General features: G+C 66.0%; 16 protein-coding genes. 5 read left to right on the top strand and 11 right to left on the bottom strand.

The features are described 5' to 3' along the window. Positions 1 to 290 precede the first annotated feature (290 nt). From HALO32_RS18105 to HALO32_RS07030, 7 genes are all read right to left on the bottom strand, one after another. Positions 291 to 1,400, bottom strand: coding sequence for a ProQ/FINO family protein (locus HALO32_RS18105; RefSeq protein ID WP_225809807.1), 1,110 nt, complete (start codon positions 1,398 to 1,400; stop codon positions 291 to 293). Positions 1,401 to 1,496: 96 nt separating this feature from the next. Continuing rightward, positions 1,497 to 2,048, bottom strand: coding sequence for a dihydrofolate reductase (locus HALO32_RS07055; RefSeq protein WP_151443052.1), 552 nt, complete (start codon positions 2,046 to 2,048; stop codon positions 1,497 to 1,499). Beyond that, positions 2,045 to 2,818 (bottom strand): thymidylate synthase, encoded by a 774-nt coding sequence (locus HALO32_RS07050; RefSeq protein WP_233279909.1) that lies wholly within the window; start codon positions 2,816 to 2,818, stop codon positions 2,045 to 2,047. The genes HALO32_RS07055 and HALO32_RS07050 overlap by 4 nt, the downstream gene beginning before the upstream one ends. Before the next feature lie 92 nt (positions 2,819 to 2,910). Then, the gene (locus HALO32_RS07045) at positions 2,911 to 3,453 is read right to left on the bottom strand and encodes a hypothetical protein (RefSeq protein WP_151443050.1); all 543 of its coding nucleotides are present in this window, start codon (positions 3,451 to 3,453) and stop codon (positions 2,911 to 2,913) included. Further along, a complete protein-coding gene (locus HALO32_RS07040; protein WP_151443049.1) occupies positions 3,450 to 3,749 on the bottom strand; it encodes a nucleotidyltransferase domain-containing protein in 300 nt (99 codons plus the stop codon). The genes HALO32_RS07045 and HALO32_RS07040 overlap by 4 nt, the downstream gene beginning before the upstream one ends. Before the next feature lie 46 nt (positions 3,750 to 3,795). After that, positions 3,796 to 4,584 carry a prolipoprotein diacylglyceryl transferase gene (lgt, locus tag HALO32_RS07035; protein WP_151443048.1) on the bottom strand — a complete coding sequence of 263 codons (789 nt, stop codon included), beginning with the start codon at positions 4,582 to 4,584 and terminating at the stop codon, positions 3,796 to 3,798. A gap of 144 nt (positions 4,585 to 4,728) precedes the next feature. After that, a complete protein-coding gene (locus HALO32_RS07030; RefSeq protein WP_151443047.1) occupies positions 4,729 to 5,859 on the bottom strand; it encodes a response regulator in 1,131 nt (376 codons plus the stop codon). A gap of 105 nt (positions 5,860 to 5,964) precedes the next feature. Here HALO32_RS07030 and HALO32_RS07025 point away from each other — a divergent pair, with 105 nt between their 5' ends. After that, the gene (locus HALO32_RS07025; RefSeq protein WP_151443046.1) at positions 5,965 to 6,741 is read left to right on the top strand and encodes an NRDE family protein; all 777 of its coding nucleotides are present in this window, start codon (positions 5,965 to 5,967) and stop codon (positions 6,739 to 6,741) included. A 76-nt stretch (positions 6,742 to 6,817) separates the two neighbouring features. Here HALO32_RS07025 and ptsP read toward each other — a convergent pair whose 3' ends face one another. Further along, the gene (gene ptsP / locus HALO32_RS07020) at positions 6,818 to 9,079 is read right to left on the bottom strand and encodes a phosphoenolpyruvate--protein phosphotransferase (RefSeq protein WP_151443148.1); all 2,262 of its coding nucleotides are present in this window, start codon (positions 9,077 to 9,079) and stop codon (positions 6,818 to 6,820) included. Between the two features lie 83 nt (positions 9,080 to 9,162). Continuing rightward, positions 9,163 to 9,654: an RNA pyrophosphohydrolase gene (locus HALO32_RS07015; RefSeq protein WP_151443045.1), complete on the bottom strand. Its 492-nt coding sequence runs from the start codon at positions 9,652 to 9,654 to the stop codon at positions 9,163 to 9,165. A 201-nt stretch (positions 9,655 to 9,855) separates the two neighbouring features. On the opposite strand from HALO32_RS07015, the gene HALO32_RS07010 reads away from it, so the two are divergent. Next, positions 9,856 to 10,512, top strand: a complete 657-nt coding sequence (locus HALO32_RS07010; RefSeq protein WP_151443044.1) for a histidinol-phosphatase — start codon at positions 9,856 to 9,858, stop codon at positions 10,510 to 10,512. A gap of 305 nt (positions 10,513 to 10,817) precedes the next feature. On the opposite strand, the gene HALO32_RS07005 is transcribed toward HALO32_RS07010, so the two are convergent. Then, a complete protein-coding gene (locus HALO32_RS07005; RefSeq protein WP_151443043.1) occupies positions 10,818 to 11,792 on the bottom strand; it encodes a malate dehydrogenase in 975 nt (324 codons plus the stop codon). A gap of 244 nt (positions 11,793 to 12,036) precedes the next feature. On the opposite strand from HALO32_RS07005, the gene HALO32_RS07000 reads away from it, so the two are divergent. Together HALO32_RS07000 and HALO32_RS06995 are read left to right on the top strand one after the other, a co-directional pair. After that, complete coding sequence (locus HALO32_RS07000) at positions 12,037 to 13,158, top strand: efflux RND transporter periplasmic adaptor subunit (protein WP_151443042.1); 1,122 nt, start codon at positions 12,037 to 12,039, stop codon at positions 13,156 to 13,158. 1 nt (position 13,159) lies between these two features. Further along, positions 13,160 to 16,213 (top strand): efflux RND transporter permease subunit, encoded by a 3,054-nt coding sequence (locus HALO32_RS06995; protein WP_151443041.1) that lies wholly within the window; start codon positions 13,160 to 13,162, stop codon positions 16,211 to 16,213. An 84-nt stretch (positions 16,214 to 16,297) separates the two neighbouring features. On the opposite strand, the gene rsd is transcribed toward HALO32_RS06995, so the two are convergent. Further along, positions 16,298 to 16,795 (bottom strand): sigma D regulator, encoded by a 498-nt coding sequence (gene rsd, locus HALO32_RS06990; RefSeq protein WP_151443040.1) that lies wholly within the window; start codon positions 16,793 to 16,795, stop codon positions 16,298 to 16,300. Positions 16,796 to 17,092: 297 nt separating this feature from the next. Between rsd and HALO32_RS06985 the strand changes: the two genes are divergently transcribed. Further along, positions 17,093 to 18,235, top strand: coding sequence for an ABC transporter substrate-binding protein (locus tag HALO32_RS06985; RefSeq protein ID WP_151443039.1), 1,143 nt, complete (start codon positions 17,093 to 17,095; stop codon positions 18,233 to 18,235). The last annotated feature ends 14 nt before the right edge of the window (positions 18,236 to 18,249 follow it).

The following is an 18,249-nucleotide window of genomic DNA, read 5'->3' as shown; positions in this document are numbered from 1 at the left end:
GGAGGTGGCAGGTCGCGAGCCAGACCTCGGCAAAGCCTTGTTATAGTCCAATGCTCGCAAGAGGAACTCTATACCGGGATATACGGGAACGCAACAAGAAAAAACACTGTTTTCCTTCGCTGCGCACCTTCCTTATTCGGCGCTTCCCCCTGCCCTTGCGATGCGGGCGCCATCCCGGCGAGCCCAATACCCGTTCGGCCTGCCATGGCGATCCGGCATGCGAATCAGACACCTGGCACGATGAGCAGTTTCATCATGCCCCGCGAATATGACGAGAGCAAGTCAGCAGGTCAACGCTGGTTGTGTTTGGCAAGCAGAGCGGAAAGCTTCTCTTCCAGGGTGGCGGGTTCACTGCCCCTAGGGGCGTCTTGTCCGGCACCCTCGGCCGCGGTGGGAGCCCGGTTTGGGGGGGGAGCGGCCGCCCTGGCAGCGTCGGGCCGGGGGACTTCGGCCGAGGGCTTGCCGTCCTTGGCGGTATCCAACTTCTTGTTGCCACGCTGCCGGACCGGGCGCCCCTTCTGCCGGCGGTCGGCCTGCAAGCGCTCGAGCTTCTTGCGGGCATGCTCGGCGGCCGCGGCATCCACCCGGCCAGCCGGCTCACCGGCCAGATCAAGGCGCTCAGCCCCCTCGCGCACCGACTTGAGATACCGCGGCAGGTTGACGTAGCACGCCAGCGCCCGGCGCACCAGCTTCTCGGCCCAGGATTCCCGCTCGGCCAGCTCCTCGTGAATGCCGACCTTGAGCGGCCGGGTATGACCCTTGAAGAAGGTAGAGGAATAGCGCTGATACCACTGATCAAGCAGTGCCTGGGGCGATGGCGCTTCTTCAGGTGCAATCTCCCCAGGGGCCCCCGTTTCGGGAGGGGTCGCGGCTGGCACGTTCGGTTCGGCAACGGGCTCGGCGGCATCTGCAACCGGTTCCGACACCGGGGTCCCGGGCTGCTCGGGAGCGACGCCATCGGCTTCAGGCTGTCTGGGGCGATGGCCGATCAGTGCAGAGAGCCCCTGGGCACGGCGCGACTGGCGATGGAAGAGTGGCGTCCCGGCCTCAGCGGGCTCGCGCTCGAGAAGGCGACGATTGTGCGCCTCGAGTTCGCGGTTCTGCTCATCGAGCTCGCGGTTCTCCTCGGTGAGCTCCAGGCGGGTGGCTTCCAGTTCAACGAGACGTGCTTCCAGTTCGCCGCAGCGCAGCGCCAGGGCCTCCCGGGCGGCCTGCTCCTCGCGAGCCTCGGCGCCCAGCTCGGCATTGATGGCCTCAAGCTCGACGCGACGGCGTTCCAGCTCGGCCAGCCGGCTATGCAAAGCACTCTGCTGGACGCGGGATTCCCGCAATACGCCCAGCAAGGCCGCGGCGCGGCTCTCCAGCTGTTCCAGCAGGCGGGTTGAGCGTTCCTCGATCACGTCCTGGTCCTCCAGCGGTGCGCCATCCCGGTGATTGCTAGGTTCAGTCTGTGCCAGGCGTGGCGTGGTGACAAATGTCGCCGGCCGGCGACGCCTTCAGCGTCGATGGCCTGAAGATCGACGATACTGCACGAAATGGTAGGCCGGCTGCCCCTCGGCGGGCTCGCCGGGCACACGCTGCACCTCCTCCCACTCGGCCATGTCGAGCTCGGGGAAACGAGCGTCACCCTCCACCTCGATATCGACCTCGGTAAGGTAGAGCCGACTGGCGTAGGGCAGCGCCTGAGCGTAGATCTGCGCGCCGCCCATCACCATGATCTCCTCGACGCCGTCGATGGTGGCCTGCTGGTCGGCCAGCTTCAGTGCGGATGCGAGGTCGTGGCAGACCCGCAGGCCCTGAGCCTGGAAGCCGGTATCGCGGGTCACCACGATATTGAGCCGCCCGGGCAGGGCCCGGCCGATGGACTGGTACGTCTTGCGGCCCATCACCAGCGGCTTGGCCTGGGTCATGCGCTTGAAGAACTTGAGGTCCTCCGGCAGGTACCAGGGCAGCTGGTTGTCCACGCCGATCACCCGGTTGCGAGCCATGGCGGCAATCATGGCCACGGGAACAAGGGTCTCGTCGGTCAGGTCCCTGGCCTCGCTCATACCGCCACCTCGGCCTTTATATGAGGATGCGGGTCGTAGCCCTCGATGGCGATATGCTCGAAGCGGAAAGCGAAGAGGTCGTCGACGCCCGGATCAAGCACCAGGCACGGGGCGGCCCGTGGCGTGCGCGAGAGCTGCTCCTCGGCCTGCTCGAGATGGTTCAGGTAGAGATGGGCATCGCCCAGGGTATGCACGAAGTCGCCGGGCTCGAGCCCCGAGACCCGGGCGATCATCTGGGTGAGCAGTGCATAGCTGGCGATATTGAAGGGTACACCCAGGAAGATATCGGCGCTGCGCTGGTAGAGCTGGCAGGAGAGCCGCCCTTCTGCCACGTAGAACTGGAAGAGGCAATGGCACGGCGGCAGGGCCATCTCGTCCACCAGCGCCGGGTTCCAGGCCGAGACGATCAGCCGCCGCGAGCGCGGGTTCTCGCGAATCTGCTCCAGCACCTTGGCGATCTGGTCGACGTGGCCGCCGCGGGGGTCCGGCCAGCTGCGCCACTGGTAGCCATAGACCGGGCCGAGGTCGCCGTTTTCATCGGCCCACTCGTCCCAGATGCGCACCCCGTTCTCCTTGAGGTAGGCGATGTTGGTGTCGCCGGCCAGGAACCACAGCAGCTCATGGATGATCGAGCGCAGGTGCAGCTTCTTGGTGGTCACCAGCGGGAAACCGCGGGAGAGGTCGAAGCGCATCTGGTGGCCGAACAGCGAGCGGGTGCCAACGCCGGTGCGATCATCGCGCTCCACGCCGCGGCCTAGCACCTGGCGCATCAGGTCGAGATAGGGCTGTTCGAGGGCGGGCAGAGTATCGTCGGTCACGGCGGCATCATGGCTGATAAATGGGTAGAGAATTCTACAGGAACTCACTGATGATGTTGATCCGGGAGCACCAGCGGTTCAGGCAGCGAGGAATCCAGCGACATGCGCTGTTCCGCATAATCCCGGAGGTTGTTATAGGTCGCCATCAGCATCATCGAGAAGCGCCTGGCTGAATACAGCGCTTCCGAGAAGGCAACCGGGTCTTGCATGTATTCGTGAATCAGCTGATTACGGAGCTTGCGCGCCACCAGCCACTCTTCTGTGCTTTCCAGGACGCCCAGCCGCTCGGCACGGTCGAGGTTTTCGATCTGGCTTCCGGTACGCTCCGCCAGGCTTTGCAGCCAGCGAGGAATCAACTTGTCGGCGATGGTGTCCTGCATGCGGCCAAAGCGCGACACGAACGCCTCAAGCCTTACGGCCTCCTCCGGGTGCTGGTCGAGGCCAGCGACCCAGTCACTGTCCAGAACGTTGCCGCTGCCAAACAACGTCTCCCAGCTGTAGCGGAGATGACGTCCCTCGCGCTCGACGATATCCAGAGACCAGAGAAACCGCTCGATAGGCAGCAGCTGCTTCTTGTCGTGTGTCATAACCGTTGCCCTGTCTGCATGGCATGGCGATGAACGGGATTCAAGGCGGTAGAGGGGTCGATCACCAGAATGTCTATCGGCCGATCCCCGATACGCAGCTGCAGTCGAGCCGTCAGGGTCAACATCTTGTCCACCTTGCCCTCGATCTCGCAAGGGCTTTCCACCAGGAGATCGATGTCCCCTCCCCTGGCGTCATCATCCAGGCGGGAGCCGAAGACTCTGACATTCGCTTCATCGCCAAATACCTCGGCCGCGGTCTGCTTGATGATCACGATTTGCTCGGCAGAAAGACGCACGCTCAACCTCCCTTTCCCTCACCGACATGGCGGGTTAGACCATGTGTCAAAACTTTGCATCCACCGGCTGGCGGCGTGACCAGGTGATCAGCGCGATGCCGGCGGCGATCATCGGCAGGGTCAGCAGCATACCCATGGTGATCCAGCCGAAGGCCAGATAGCCGATGTGGGCGTCGGGCAGGCGCACGAACTCCACCAGGAAGCGGAACAGCCCGTAGAGCGCAAGGAAGAGCCCGGAGACCAGCCCGCGGGCGCGCGGCCGGGCCGAGACCCACCACAGCACCACGAAGAGCACCACCCCTTCCAGAAACGCCTCATAGAGGGACGAGGGATGGCGCGGCTCTGGCCCCATGCCGGGAAAGGGCATGCCCCAGGGCAGCTCGGTGACGCGACCGGGCAGCTCGTGGTTGATGAAGTTGCCGATGCGGCCTGCCCCAAGGCCGATGGGGACCAGCGGTGCGACGAAGTCGGTCAGCGTGAAGAAGGCGAGCCCCTTCTTTCTGGCGAACCACAGCGCGGCGAACAGCACCCCGACCAGGCCCCCATGAAAGCTCATGCCGCCATCCCATACGCGGAAAATCCACAGCGGGTCAGCGAACCACTGGGACATACCGTAAAAGAGCGCATAGCCGAGCCGGCCACCCACCACCACGCCAATGGCGGCGTAGAAGATCAGGTCACCGATATCGTCCCGGGTCAGCCCGATGCGCTCGGCACGCCGGCGCCCCAGGAGCAAGGCGGCAACGAAACCGACGACGTACATCAGGCCGTACCAGTGGACCTGGAAGGGACCGAGGGAGATGGCCACAGGGTCGATATCGGGATAGCTCAGCATGAAAGGCCTTTGGGTCACTTAACGATCGGAAAAAACTCGAGCTCCAACGCCGCCGGCAGGTCGACAACGGGGGTGCGCAGCGTAGGGGCAAAGCACAGGAGCTGCCATGATGCCAGACAACCGTCAAACAGTCCGCCAGCGGATTCATGCCGGCCCGGGCTCCAGGAAGGCTGGCAACCAGCGGCGTACCAGGTCGACCAGCGCCTGGGGGCGATAGGGCTTGGCCAGGTAATCATCCATGCCGGCCTGGCGAAAACGCTGGCGATCCTCGTCGCCGGCGTTGGCTGTCAGCGCCACCAGAATACTGCGCTGGCTGGTTGCCGCGTCGGCCTCTCGTTCGCGCCAGTGACGGCTGGCCTCCACACCATCCATGCCGGGCATGAAGATATCCATCAGCACCAGATCGAAGTAGCCAGCCTCCAGCCGAGACAGGGCCTCCTCACCGCTGGTGGCCGTCTCGACCTCCAGCCCCTGGCGCTCCAGCACCTGGCGTGCCAGCGTCAGATTCACCGGGCCATCGTCCACGATCAGTACCCGCCCTTTCACGGAAGGAACCGGTGGCATAGAGGCATCTGACGTGTCGATGGACTCGCCGAGATTCTCGAGCAGCACCACGGCATCGGCCAGGCGCTCGCGCAGCGCCAGGAGTATTGCATGGTCATGCTCGCCGCCGCACTGGCGAAGGGCGTCGCTATCCAGCGCCTCGGCCAGGGAACTCATCAGCGGGCCGAGCGACTGCTGCAGGTGGGAAAGATAGTCGGACTTGAGGCGCGACTCCTCTCGGGCCCGCGCCCGGCCAGCCTCCAGCCGCTCGAGCTGGCCTCGATGGTCCTGAAGATCGCTGGCCAGGCGTCGCTCCGCGGCTCGGCTCTCCTCAAGCTCCCGCCGCCATCCCTCGACCAGAGCTTCGCAGGCGACTGACAGGGCCTTAAGGCGCTGAGGCAGCGGTAGTTCATCGCCGGCCTGGGGACGATGTTGGCCAGACAGCCAGGTCTCGATGTCTATCAGGGCGTCGTTGAGGTCACGCTGGATGCCGCCCAGTCGCTGGCGCAGCAGCGTCAGGAAGACCGCCACATTCAGGCTGCTGCCCAGCAATAGCGCCAGCAGCAGCCAGAAGGTGGCGCTCCAGGAGGCATGGGAGGGCACCAACAACCACAGCGTAGCCCCGACCGCTAGGCAGAGCACCACCAGGGCGGCCTGGGCGAGCAGTACCGGCCAGAGGATCGGCCATACCAGGCTCGACCAGAGGCGGTTCAGGCAAGTGTCGTCCTGCATTGTCATCCCTGTGCAAGCACGATAGTAAACAGAGTGTACGTGGCCGGAACGAGACTGTCATGGCGGAGCCTTCCCCCCGGCCGGCCGGCCCGATAAGCTGGCCCCATGTGTCTGATTGCCTTCGACCATCGCCCCGGCAGCGCCTTTCCGCTGCGCCTGGTGGCCAACCGTGACGAATTCCACGCCCGCCCGGCCGCGCCCCTGGGCATCTGGCCCGATGCCTCGGAAATCGTCGGCGGCCGCGACCTGGAAGCCGGCGGCAGCTGGCTGGCGGTGCATCGCCGCGGCCGCGTTGCCGCCATCACCAATGTGCGCGACCCGCGCCTCACCGTGCCGCCGGGCGCTGCCAGCCGCGGCGCCCTGGTGCGCGAGGCGCTGGAGTGCAACGACCTGGCAACGTGGCTTCAGCGCCTCGCCGGTACCGCCGCCGAGTGCTACCCCGGCTTCAACCTGCTGACCGGCGACGGTGAGCGGCTGTGGCACCTCCATCGCGGTCGCGATGGCGTGTGGCTGAACGAGGTTCCGCCGGGCCTGCACGGCCTCTCCAATGCCAGCCTGGACAGCCCCTGGCCCAAGCTGATCGCCGCCCGTCAGGGACTCGCCGCCAGCCTGCGCCATGGCCGCTGGCCGGAGGAGGCCCTGTCCGCACTCGGCGACCCCCACCCCGCCGACGACGACGAACTACCGGAAACCGGCGTGGGGCTCGAGGCGGAGCGCCGGCTGTCATCCCCGTTCATCGTCGGACAGGAGTACGGCACTCGCGCCTCCACCTGGCTCACCTGGCGGGCTGACGGAGGAATCGAGATCGGCGAGCGGCGCTTCGGGCCGCAAGGGGTCAGGCTGGGGGAGAGCGTGTTGCAACTGTCACTGAACCAGCCGTAAGAGCCCTACCCATCGCGCTGCCAGTCGAGACGTCGAACCGAGCGCTCCTACAAGATGTGCCAGAAGCAAGCGATACTCAATCCCGCGGCGGCAACAGGTGACCGAGATCCCAGCCGTCCAGGCGTTTCGCGAGGTGGCGACGCACCTCGCCGGGCGTATCGAGCCTGAGGGTTTCCGTGACCAGCTCGCGAGCGCCGTCGAGGGATACCCGGCGGATCGCTGCCCTGACCCGCGGCAGGCTGGGCGCATTCATCGACAAGGCATCGAAGCCCATGCCCATCAGCATCAGGGCCCCGGCGGGGTCACCGGCCATCTCGCCGCACACCGAGGTGGGCATGTCCAGGCGTCGAGTATCCTCAGCGAGCCGGGCCATGGCCGAGAGCACGGCGGGATGGCAGGCGTCATAGAGTTCCGCGACCCGCGGATTGTTGCGATCCACCGCCAGCAGGTACTGAGTGAGGTCGTTGCTGCCCACCGAGAAGAAATCGACCCGACACGCCAGGGCATCGAGCTGGTAGAGGGTTGCCGGCACCTCCAGCATCACCCCCACCGGCGGCCGGTTGACCGGAACGTCTTCCTCGCCGAGTTCGAGGATGGCGCGGTCGAGCAGGCGCAGCGCATCGTCGACCTCGTCGACGTTGGTGACCATCGGCAGCAGCACCTGGAGGTTGTCCAATCCCTGGGAGGCACGCAGCATGGCGCGCAACTGCACCATCAGCACCTCGGGATGGTCGAGAGTGACCCGGATGCCTCGCCAACCCAGGAAGGGATTGGCCTCTTCGATGGGAAAGTAGGGCAGGTCCTTGTCGCCGCCGATGTCCAGGGTCCGCATCACCACCGGCAGCGGCGCGAAGCTCTCGAGCTGATCACGGTAGAGGCGGGTCTGCTCCTGTTCGCCGGGGAAGCGCTCGGTGATCATGAAGGGCACTTCGGTGCGATAGAGCCCCACCCCGCCGATCCGCGACTTGAGCGAGGCGACGGCATCCACCGTCAGGCCGGTGTTGACCATCAGCGACATGTCGTGGCCGTCCGGCGTGCGGCTGGGCAGGTCCTGCTCATGCTCCAGCACCTCCATCAGTGCCCGTTCCTCGTCGATCAGGCTCTGATAGTGGCTCTCGAGCTCCGGCGTGGGCCGCACGAAGAGACGCCCGCGGTGGCCGTCCAGCACCACCCGGTTGCCGCCGAGACGCGGCAGCGGCAGATCGACCATGCCGAGCACGGTAGGAATCCCCATGGCCCTTGCGACGATGGCCACGTGGGAGGTGCTGGAGCCGCGCACCGAGACCAGCCCGGCCAGCTTGTCGCGGGGCACTTCGCCAAGCATCGCCACGCTGATCTCGTCACCCACCAGAATGGTGCTGTCAGGATAGATCGCCGGGGTCTGGGGCGTCTCTTCCTGCAGGTGGGCCAGCACGCGCCGCCCCAGGTCACGGACGTCAGCGGCACGCTCGCGCAGATAGTCATCATCGACCCGTTCGAGATACTGGACATGGCGACGCACCACGTCGGCCAGGGCGCCGGGTGCCCACTGGCCTTCACGGATGCGTTTCTCGACCTCCTGGGAGAGCGCCGCCTCACCGAGCATCTGCTGATAAACATCGAACAGGGCCAGTTCCTGGGCGGAGATGCGGCTGGCCAGACGCTCGCCGGCGGCGCGAATCTCGTTTCGCACCCGACCTATGGCCTCCTTGAGCCGTGCAATCTCGTACTCCACGTCAGTGGGGATCAGGTCCGGCACACTGTTGAGGTCCGCGGGAGCGGCGGTCACCACCGCCTCGCCGATGGCCATGCCGGGCGAAGCCGCCACGCCGGTGAAGCGCGCCTGCCCTCCCGGCATGCTCGGCCGGTTGAGCCCACCCGTCGCCAGGGCATGGGCCAGCACGCCCGCCAGTTGGGCGGCCATGGTCACCAGGAAGGCCTCGTCTTCCTCGTCGAAGCGACGCTTCTCGGACTGCTGCACCACCAGCACCCCCAGCATGCGGCGCTGGTGGATGATCGGCACACCGAGGAAACTCGAGTAGCGCTCCTCGCCGGTGGCCTCGAAGTAGAGAAACCGGGGGTGAACGTGGGCGTTTTCCAGATTCAGTGGCTCTTCGCGCTTGGCCACCAGGCCCACCAGGCCCTCACCCACTTCCAGGCTTACCCGTCCCACCGCCTGGGAACGAAGACCGATGGTTTCCATCAGCACCAGTCGGTCGATGTCGGGGTCGAAGAGGTAAAAGGAGCATACGTCGGTGCGCATCGCCTTGCGGATGCGTCGCACCATGGTGGCCAGGGCCGCATCCAGATTGCGCGCCCCGTTGACCTCCTGAATGATGCGTCGCAACACCTCGAGCATCGGCGTCTTCTTTTCCATCGTGGTTATCTCTCGCCTCGCTGAGGAATGCCGTCGCCGTCAGGCGCTCGGCTCATCCATGGCGCTTATCCATGGCCAAGGGCCAACCGTTGCGCCCGGGGGGAGAGCTCGCGCAGGGCACGGCGGTAGACCTCCCGCTTGAAGGGCACAACCTGCCCCAAGGGATACCAGTAACTGACCCATCGCCAGCCATCGAACTCCGGCTTGCCGGACATGTCCATGCAGATCCGGCTCTCCTGGCAGCAAATCCTCAGCAGGAACCACTTCTGCTTCTGGCCGATGCACACCGGCCTCGAATGGGTACGAACCATGCGTCGCGGCAGGCGATAACGCAGCCAGCCCCGGGTGCAGGCAAGGATCTCGACGTCGTCGGCGGTCAGGCCGATTTCCTCGTGCAGCTCACGAAATAGTGCCTGTTGCGGAGTCTCGTTAGCCTTGATGCCTCCCTGGGGAAACTGCCACGCATTCTGTCCTACCCGACGCGCCCAAAGCAGCTGCCCCTGCTCGTTGGCAATGATGATGCCAACATTGGGGCGAAAGCCCTCAGCGTCGATCACGGACTTCACCTTATGAATCCAGTATTGGGACCATTCTTCCACAGGGCCGCAAAGGGCATCAATACGACCATGCTGTTAGCGGGAAAGGCGTCGTCATCAGCGCCGGCCTGGCGCTCGATGCCTGACGCCGCTTCTGCCATAATCGCCGACCTTGCCACGACCATGAAACACGCTCGATCATCAACATACGAGGGGAATGCAGTGAGCCTGGCCATTTTCGACCTGGACAACACCCTGCTGTCGACCGACAGCGACCATGCCTGGGGAGAATTCTTGCTGGAGCAGGGGGCCGTGGACCCGGTGGCCTACCGCGAGGCCAACGACCGCTTCCTGGCCGACTACGAAGCCGGCACCCTGGATATCCAGGCCTTCCTGGAAGTGGCGCTGCGGCCGCTGACGGAACACAGCCCCGAGCAGCTCGCCGCCTGGCACCAGCAGTTCATGGCCAGCAAGATCGAGCCACATATCCTGCACAAGGGCGAAGAGCTGGTGGCCCGACACCGCACCCGCGGTGATACCCTGCTGATCGTCACCGCCACCAACCGCTTCATCACCGGCCCCATCGCCGAGCGCCTGGGGATCGACGAGCTGATCGCCGTGGAGCCCGAGGTGGTCGACGGCCGCTATACCGGTCGTGCCACCGGCATCCCCAGCTTTCGCGAGGGCAAGGTCAAGCGTCTGGAGGAATGGCTTGCCGACCGCGACCTGACCCTGGACGGCAGCTGGTTCTACAGCGACTCCCACAACGACCTGGCACTGCTGGAGCAGGTCGACCACCCGGTGGCGGTGGACCCCGACCCCAGCCTGCGCGAAGTCGCCGAAGCCCGCGGGTGGAAGATCATCAGCCTCCGGGACTAACTTCCCCGCTGCAACCCATGGCGGCAACCACAATCGCAAAATGAATTTCGCTCCTAGAGGGTGCTGAGCCACCGGAAAGGTTGTCGTGGGAGCTTTGCTTGCAAAGCGATTGGACCGCGCGGTTGAAGCCGCCGCTTCGCAGCGGTTCGCGCTGCAAGCAGCGCTCCTACGGGGTGGGGAGCAGGCTTGCCCAGTGCGCAATCGCTTGCCGGGCCTACGACAGATGCCTTTCAACAACGGCAACCCCCGGAGGCGGCGGCCCCGGGGGTTGCTTATTCTTACCGCTTACCGCTTATAGCTGGCGATCAGCCCAGCAGATGCTCGACGGCGGCACGCTCCTCGCGCAGCTCGTCTTCGGTGGCCTTCATGCGGCCGCGGCTGAACTCGTCGACCTCGAGGCCCTGGACGATCTCGTACTTGCCGCCCTTGCAGGTCACCGGATAGGAATACATGATGCCGGGCTTGACGCCATAGCTGCCATCGGCGGGAATGCCCATGCTGACCACTTCATCGGTGCCCAGCGCCCAGTCGCGCATGTGATCGATGGCCGCGGACGCCGCGGAGGCCGCGGAGGAGGCACCACGCGCCTTGATGATGACGGCACCGCGCTGCTGCACGGTGGGGATGAAATCGCTCTCGTACCAGTCGCGCTCCACCAGATCGAAGGCCGGGGTGCCGTCCACCTTGCAGTGGGCCAGATCGGGATACTGGGTTGCGCTGTGGTTGCCCCAGACGATCATCTGCGCGACATCGTTGACGTGCTTGCCGGTCTTCTGGGCCAGCTGCGTCTTGGCGCGGTTGTGGTCCAGCCGCATCATGGCGGTGAACTGGCCAGCATCCAGGTCCGGCGCGTTGCAGGAGGCGATCAGCGCGTTGGTGTTGGCCGGGTTGCCTACCACCAGCACGCGCACGTCGCGGCTGGCATTGTCGTTGAGCGCCTTGCCCTGCACGGAGAAGATCGCCGCGTTGGCTTCCAGCAGGTCCTTGCGCTCCATGCCCGGTCCGCGCGGACGGGCGCCAACCAGCAGCGCGAAGTCGGCATCCTTGAAGGCGACGTTGGCATCGTCGGTGGCAACGATGTCCTCGAGCAGCGGGAAGGCGCAGTCGTTGAGCTCCATCACCACGCCGTTGAGGGCATCCATGGCCGGCGGAATTTCCAGCAGCTGCAGGATGACCGGCTGGTCCTTGCCCAGCATGTCGCCGGAGGCGATACGGAAAGCAAGCGAATAACTGATCTGGCCGGCAGCACCGGTAATGGCAATACGGACGGGGTCTTTCATGGTCGCTCCTTGGGTTGTCAACGCGCGGGTTGTCGCCGTGAGGATGAGCCGGACCGACATGCCGCCTGCCCGGCCGGAACTCGAATCGCCAAGATGGTATGCCTGCACTGCACAAAACTCAATTCGACCTAGGAGGGAGGGGGAACGGCACTTACCCGAGGCGGCGTGCGGCAAACATCTGTATGAGAGAGCCTGGCGAGGATAGTATGCTAGCGCTTTCATGCTCGCTGATGGATCACACTGCATGCCCCGCCGTCGTCTCCCTCCGCTCTCGGTCCTGTTTGCCATTGGGCTGGCCTGCCTGCTGCTGGTGTGGCTGGCGCTCGGTGACATCGAGGGGTTCCGCGACACCCCACCCGAAAGAGGCGATACCGAGGAGCCGGCGCCAACCCGAGTCGAGGTGGTGGAGCGCCAGGCAGAGGCTTATGCGCCCCGATTGGTGCTGCAGGGCCAGCTCGAAGCTCATCGCGAGGTAGAACTGCGCGCCCGACAATCGGGCCGGGTAGCGGCATTGCCCGTCACCCTGGGTGAGCGAGTCAAGGAGGGTGAGACCCTGCTGGCCTTGGCCCGGGAGGAGCTCCCCGCCCAGCTCGAGCAGGCCGAGGCCGAGCTGGCCCTGGCGCGGGGCGAGCTGGCCGGCGCCGAAGAGCTGCGTCGCCGCAAGCTGATCTCCAACCCGGACTACCTTCGCCTGCAGAGCGGCGTCAGTCAGGCCCTGGCCGAGGTCGCCACCCTGCGTCGCCAGCTCGATGACACCCGCCCCGAGGCCCCCTTCGACGGCGTGCTCGACCGCCTCGACGTGGAGATCGGGAACCTGATCCAGGCGGGCGAGGGCTGGGGCCGGCTGGTCGACGACTCGCGCCTCACGGCGATAGCCGCGGCGCCACAGCGGGATGCTCTGTCGCTGACCCCCGGGCTGCCCGCCGAAATCCAGCTGCTCGACGGCACCCGTCTGGCCGGCGAGCTAAGCCACGTGGCCAGCCGTGCCGATGACAGCACCCGCAGCTTCTCTGTAGAGGCCACGCTGGCCAATCCCGAGGGCCGCCGACTGGCCGGCGCCAGCGCCACCCTGGTCATCCGCCTGCCCGAACGCCAGGTGCACCGGCTCTCACCTGCCCTGCTCGAGCTCGACGGCGACGGCCAACTGGCGGTGAAGCACCTGGACGCCGACGACCGGGTGCAGCTTACCGCGATCGAGCTGATCGGTGCCGATACCGAAACCGCCCGGGTGTCAGGCCTGCCTGAACGGATCCGGCTGATCACTCTGGGCGGTGGCTTCGTGAATGCCGGCGATCGCGTACAGGCCGTCCCCGTCGAGTCAGCCAGCATGCAGACAGGCACGGACGCTACCGAGGAACTGCGCTGAGATGCGGGCCCTGATCGAGGCGGCACTAGATCGCTCGCGCACCACCCTGCTGCTGCTGGTCGCCCTGTTGCTGGCAGGCTTGGCCGCCTGGCAGGCGATCCCCAAGGAGGCCAACCCCGACGTCACCATCCCCATCATCTATGTGGCGATGTCGCTGGAGGGCGTCAGTCCCGAGGATGGCGAGCGGCTGCTGGTGCGCCCCATGGAGCAGGAACTGCGCAGCATCGAGGGGCTGCGCAAGATGACCGCGCAAGCCAGCGAGGGACGTGCCGCCGTCACCCTGGAGTTCGATCCCGGTTTCGACCCCGACCAGGCGCTGACCGACGTGCGCGAGAAGGTCGACATCGCCCGTGCCGAGCTCCCAGCGGAGGCCGACGAACCGCGCGTCATGGAGGTCAACGTGGCGCTCTTCCCCGTGCTCTCCATCGGCCTCTCCGGGCCGCTGGAAGAGCGCCAGCGACTGGCCGTGGCACGCCGCCTGCAGCAGGAGATCGAGGGCATCCCGGCGGTGCTCGAGGTGGACATCGGCGGTGACCGCGAGGACCTGCTGGAGGTCGTCGTCGACCCCCTGGTGCTCGACAGCTACGGCGTCGACTTCGACACCCTGTTCAACCTGTTCAGCCGCAACAACCGTCTGGTGGCGGCCGGCAGCCTGGATACCGGAGCGGGCCGCCAGGCGCTCAAGGTGCCGGGGATCATCGAACGCCTCGAGGACGTCATGGCGATGCCGGTAAAGATCGACGGCGACCGGGTGGTGACCTTCGGTGACGTGGCCTGGATCCGTCCCACCTTCAAGGACCCGGAGGGCTTCGCCCGTATCGACGGTCAGCCGGCCCTGGTGCTGGAGATCTCCAAGCGGGCCGGCGCCAACATCATCGCCACCGTGGCCCAGGTGCAGGGGCTGCTCGACGAGGCCGCCGAGCTGATGCCTGAGGAACTGGAGGTCACCACCATCCTCGACCAGTCCGAGACCGTCCGCGACATCCTTTCGGAGCTTCTCAACAACGTCGTCACCGCGGTGGTGCTGGTGCTGGTGCTGATCCTGGCCGCCATGGGCCTGCGCTCGGCGCTGATGGTGGGCCTGACCATTCCCGGCGCCTTCCTCACCGGCATCCTGATGATCTGGGCCCTCGGTTACACCCTCAACATCGTGGTGATGTTCGCGCTGATCCTGGTCGCCGGCATGCTGGTGGACGGCGCCATCGTGGTCAGCGAGCTAGCCGACCGTCACCAGCGCCAGGGCCTGCCGCCCCGGGAGGCCTGGATTCAGGCCGCCACACGCATGAGCTGGCCGGTGATTGCCTCCACCGCCACCACCCTGGCGGTCTTCGTGCCGCTGCTGTTCTGGCCCGGCGTGGTGGGCCAGTTCATGAAGTACCTGCCCATCACGGTGATACTCTGCCTGCTGGCGTCGCTGGCCATGGCGCTGATCTTCCTGCCCACCCTAGGCGGCGTGTTCGGCGTGCGACGTGCCGCTGCCAGCCGCGACACCGAGCTGATCACTGCGGGCGGCCGGCTCTACCGGGCCTTGCTGGCCCGCCTGCTCGCCTGGCCGGGCCTCACCCTGCTGGTCGCCCTGCTGTTGATGGCCCTGATCTACACCGCCTACGCCCGCTTCAACCACGGCGTCGAGTTCTTCCCCAGCGTCGAGCCCGATACCGCCCAGGTGCTGGTGCGCGCGCGGGGCGACTTCTCCGCCGTGGAGACCGATGCCGTGGTGCGACGGGTCGAGACACGGCTCACCGGCATGAGCGAGGTCCAGGCGCTCTACGCACGCTCCTTTGCAAGGCCGGACCAGCAACTCGGCAGCGACGTGGTGGGTGTGCTGCAATTCCAGCTGATCGACTGGCAGCGGCGCCGCCCGGCAAGCGCGATCCTGGCCGAGATGACCGAGCGCACTCGCGACCTGCCGGGCATCCAGCTGGAATTTCGCGAACAGGAATCGGGGCCGGCCGGCGGCAAGCCCATCGTGCTGGAGGTCAGTGCCCAGGACCCGGCCCTGGCCGATCAGGTGGTCACCTCGCTGCGCCGGACCATGGGCGAACTGGGCGGCTTTCGCGACATCGAGGACAATCGCAGCCTGCCGGGCGTGGAGTGGCGGGTGAAGGTGGACCGCGAGGCCGCCGCCCGCTTCGGTACCGACGTCGCCAGCGTAGGCAGTGCCGTGCAGCTGATCACCACCGGGCTGCAGGTGGCGAGCTACCGCCCGGCCGGGGTCAACGACGAGGTGGACATCCGGGTACGGCTGCCGCGGGGTGCCCGCTCGCTGGACCAGCTGGGCCGACTGACGCTGAATACCCGCCGCGGCCAGGTGCCGATCTCGCACTTCGTCTCGCTGGAACCCGCCCCCAAGGTGGGCACCCTGCACCGCATCGATGGGCGCCGGGCCATCACCCTGGAGGCCGATGTCACCGCCGACAACCGCCCCGACGAGCGTCTGGCGGCCTTGATGGCGGCCATGGAGTCACCTCCCGACGGAGTGAGGGTCAACGTGGCCGGCGAGCAGGAGGACCAGCAGGAAGCCATGCAGTTCCTTGCCACGGCCTTCCTGGTAGCGATCTGCCTGATGGCGCTGATTCTCGTCACCCAGTTCAACAGCCTCTACCAGGCGGCGCTGGTGCTCTCCGCCATCGTCTTCTCGACCGCCGGGGTGCTGCTCGGCCTGCTCGCCAATGCCCAGCCCTTCGGCATTGTCATGGTGGGGATGGGCATCATTGCTCTGGCAGGCATCGTGGTGAACAACAACATCGTGCTGATCGATACCTACAACCAGCTGCGCGGCGAGGGGCATTCCGCCAGGGAGGCGGCCCTCGAGGCCGGCGGACTGCGCCTTCGGCCGGTGCTGCTCACCGCCGTGACCACGGTACTGGGTCTCATGCCCATGGTACTGGGCGTCAACGTCGACCTGATCACACCGAGCCTGGGACTGGGCGCGCCCTCGACCCAGTGGTGGACGCAGCTCTCCAGCGCCATCGCCGGCGGCCTGGTCTTCGCCACCGGCCTGACCCTGCTGCTCACGCCCTGCATGCTGGTGCTGGGCCCGAAGGGACGGTGAAGAGTGAATGGTGAGGGGTGAGGGGTAACTACTCACTATTCACAAGCGCGCTCACCCCTCACCCCTGACAAGCGCGAAGCGCGCTCACTCCTCGAAGGAGCGCAGCTCGGCGGCATCCGGCGCATGGGCCGCATGCAGGCGGGCGATCAGCTGGTCCTCGAGGCTGAAGCGCTCGCTGAGACCTCGGTTCAGGCGATCAAGCCAGGCAGGAAGCCGACGCAGGTGGTGCTCGGCACGGGCCGGGCTGTCGTAGTCGCGGTCGAAGGAGAGCACCAGTTCGGTGGACATCTCCAAGCGCTCCAGCAGGCGATCAGCGATTTCCAGGGCCTGGTGGTCATTGAAGGCTTTCGCCTCTTCCCGCAACTGCGGATAGACCTCGAAGTGGCCCGCGCTGATATAGTCCATCAACACCTCGCTGAAGGTATTGACACGCTCCGAGTTCACCGTCTCGAGTTCAGCATCGCAGGCCTGCTTCAGCGCAGCGAAATGGATCAGCAACTCTCGGCGCTCGTGCAGCCAGCGATCGATCAGCTCGTGGACGCCGCCCCAGCGCTCCAGGGCATTCTTGCAGTCTTCCAGCATGGGTGCCTCCCTTGCCCGATGCAGCCAGCCACTCGGGGATCTCGAACCGCGAATTGCCAGACTCGCGCCTGCCGAGCCCGCTGTCAATCCTGCTGCCACGGGATTGCCGAAGTGGCGCTTGAGTCGTCACGATGCGGCAAGAGGAGGGGCGGAGCATGCGCTCTGCCGGCTCCGCGAGGGGAACGTGGAGAGCTCAACGCGGCATTCGTAGTACATTACCGCATCGGCATCCTGTGCTTGCGGTCGCCATCACCGTGCCACCGCCATGATACCAACAGAACTCTGGAGGGGATTTCCATGAACACGCTGACCCGTGCCGGCCTCGGCCTGCTGATGACCACCGCCGTAGCCACGGCCCAGGCCGATGACGTCAAGATCGGCATGATCACGACCCTGTCGGGAGGCGGATCCCATCTCGGTGTCGATGTCCGCGACGGCTTCATGCTCGCCATGAACCAGGCGGATCGCGATGATCTCGAGGTCCTGATCCAGGACGACGCCCGCCGCCCCGACCTCGCCAAGTCGCTCTCCAACGAGTTCATGCAACGCGACCAGGTCGACATCCTCACCGGCATCATCTGGTCCAACCTGGCCATGGCCGTGGTGCCCTCGGTCGTCCGCCAGGGAACCTTCTACCTCTCGCCCAATGCCGGCCCTTCGGATCTTGCGGGGCGCATGTGCCACGAAAACTACTTCAACGTGGCCTACCAGAACGACAACCTGCACGGTGCCATGGGGGCCTATATGCGCGGGCAGGGCTTCGAGAATCCCCTGCTGATGGCGCCCAACTATCCTGCCGGCACCGACGCCCTGGCCGGTTTCAAGCACCTCTTCGAGGGCGAGGTCGCCGACGAGATCTACACCCAGCTGGGCCAGACCGACTACGCCGCGGAGATCGCCAGGATCCGTGCCAGCGATGCCGATAGCCTGTTCTTCTTCCTGCCCGGCGGCATGGGGATCTCCTTCATGAAGCAGTGGGAGAGCTCAGGTGTCGAGATGCCGGTGTTCGGGGCGGCCTTCTCGTTTGACGAGACGATCATCAAGGCGGTGGGCAGCGCCGCGATCGGCGCCATGAACACCTCGCAGTGGGCCTATGACCTGGACAACGCGGCGAACCAGGCCTTCGTCGAGGGCTTCCAGGAGGCCTACGAGCGTATGCCGACCCTCTATGCGGCCCAGGGCTACGATACCGCCCGCCTGATCCTGAGCGCCCTGGACAAGGCACATCCGAGCGACAAGGACGCCTTCCGCGACGCCCTGCGCGACGCTGACTTCGATTCGGTACGTGGCGAATTCCGCTTCGGCTCGAACCACCACCCGATCCAGGACATCCATGTCCGCGAGGTCGTCGAAGGCGAGGATGGCGAGCCGACCAATCGCCTGGTCGGTATCGCCGTCAAGGATATCCAGGACGTCTATGCCGAGCAGTGCCGGATGTGATCGCTTCGCTTCTC

The sequence above is a fragment of the Halomonas lysinitropha genome, from assembly GCF_902500215.1.
Taxonomy (GTDB): Bacteria; Pseudomonadota; Gammaproteobacteria; order Pseudomonadales; family Halomonadaceae; genus Halomonas; species Halomonas lysinitropha.
Note: the sequence above shows the minus strand (reverse complement) of the source record. Positions and strands in the feature narration are given on the sequence as shown.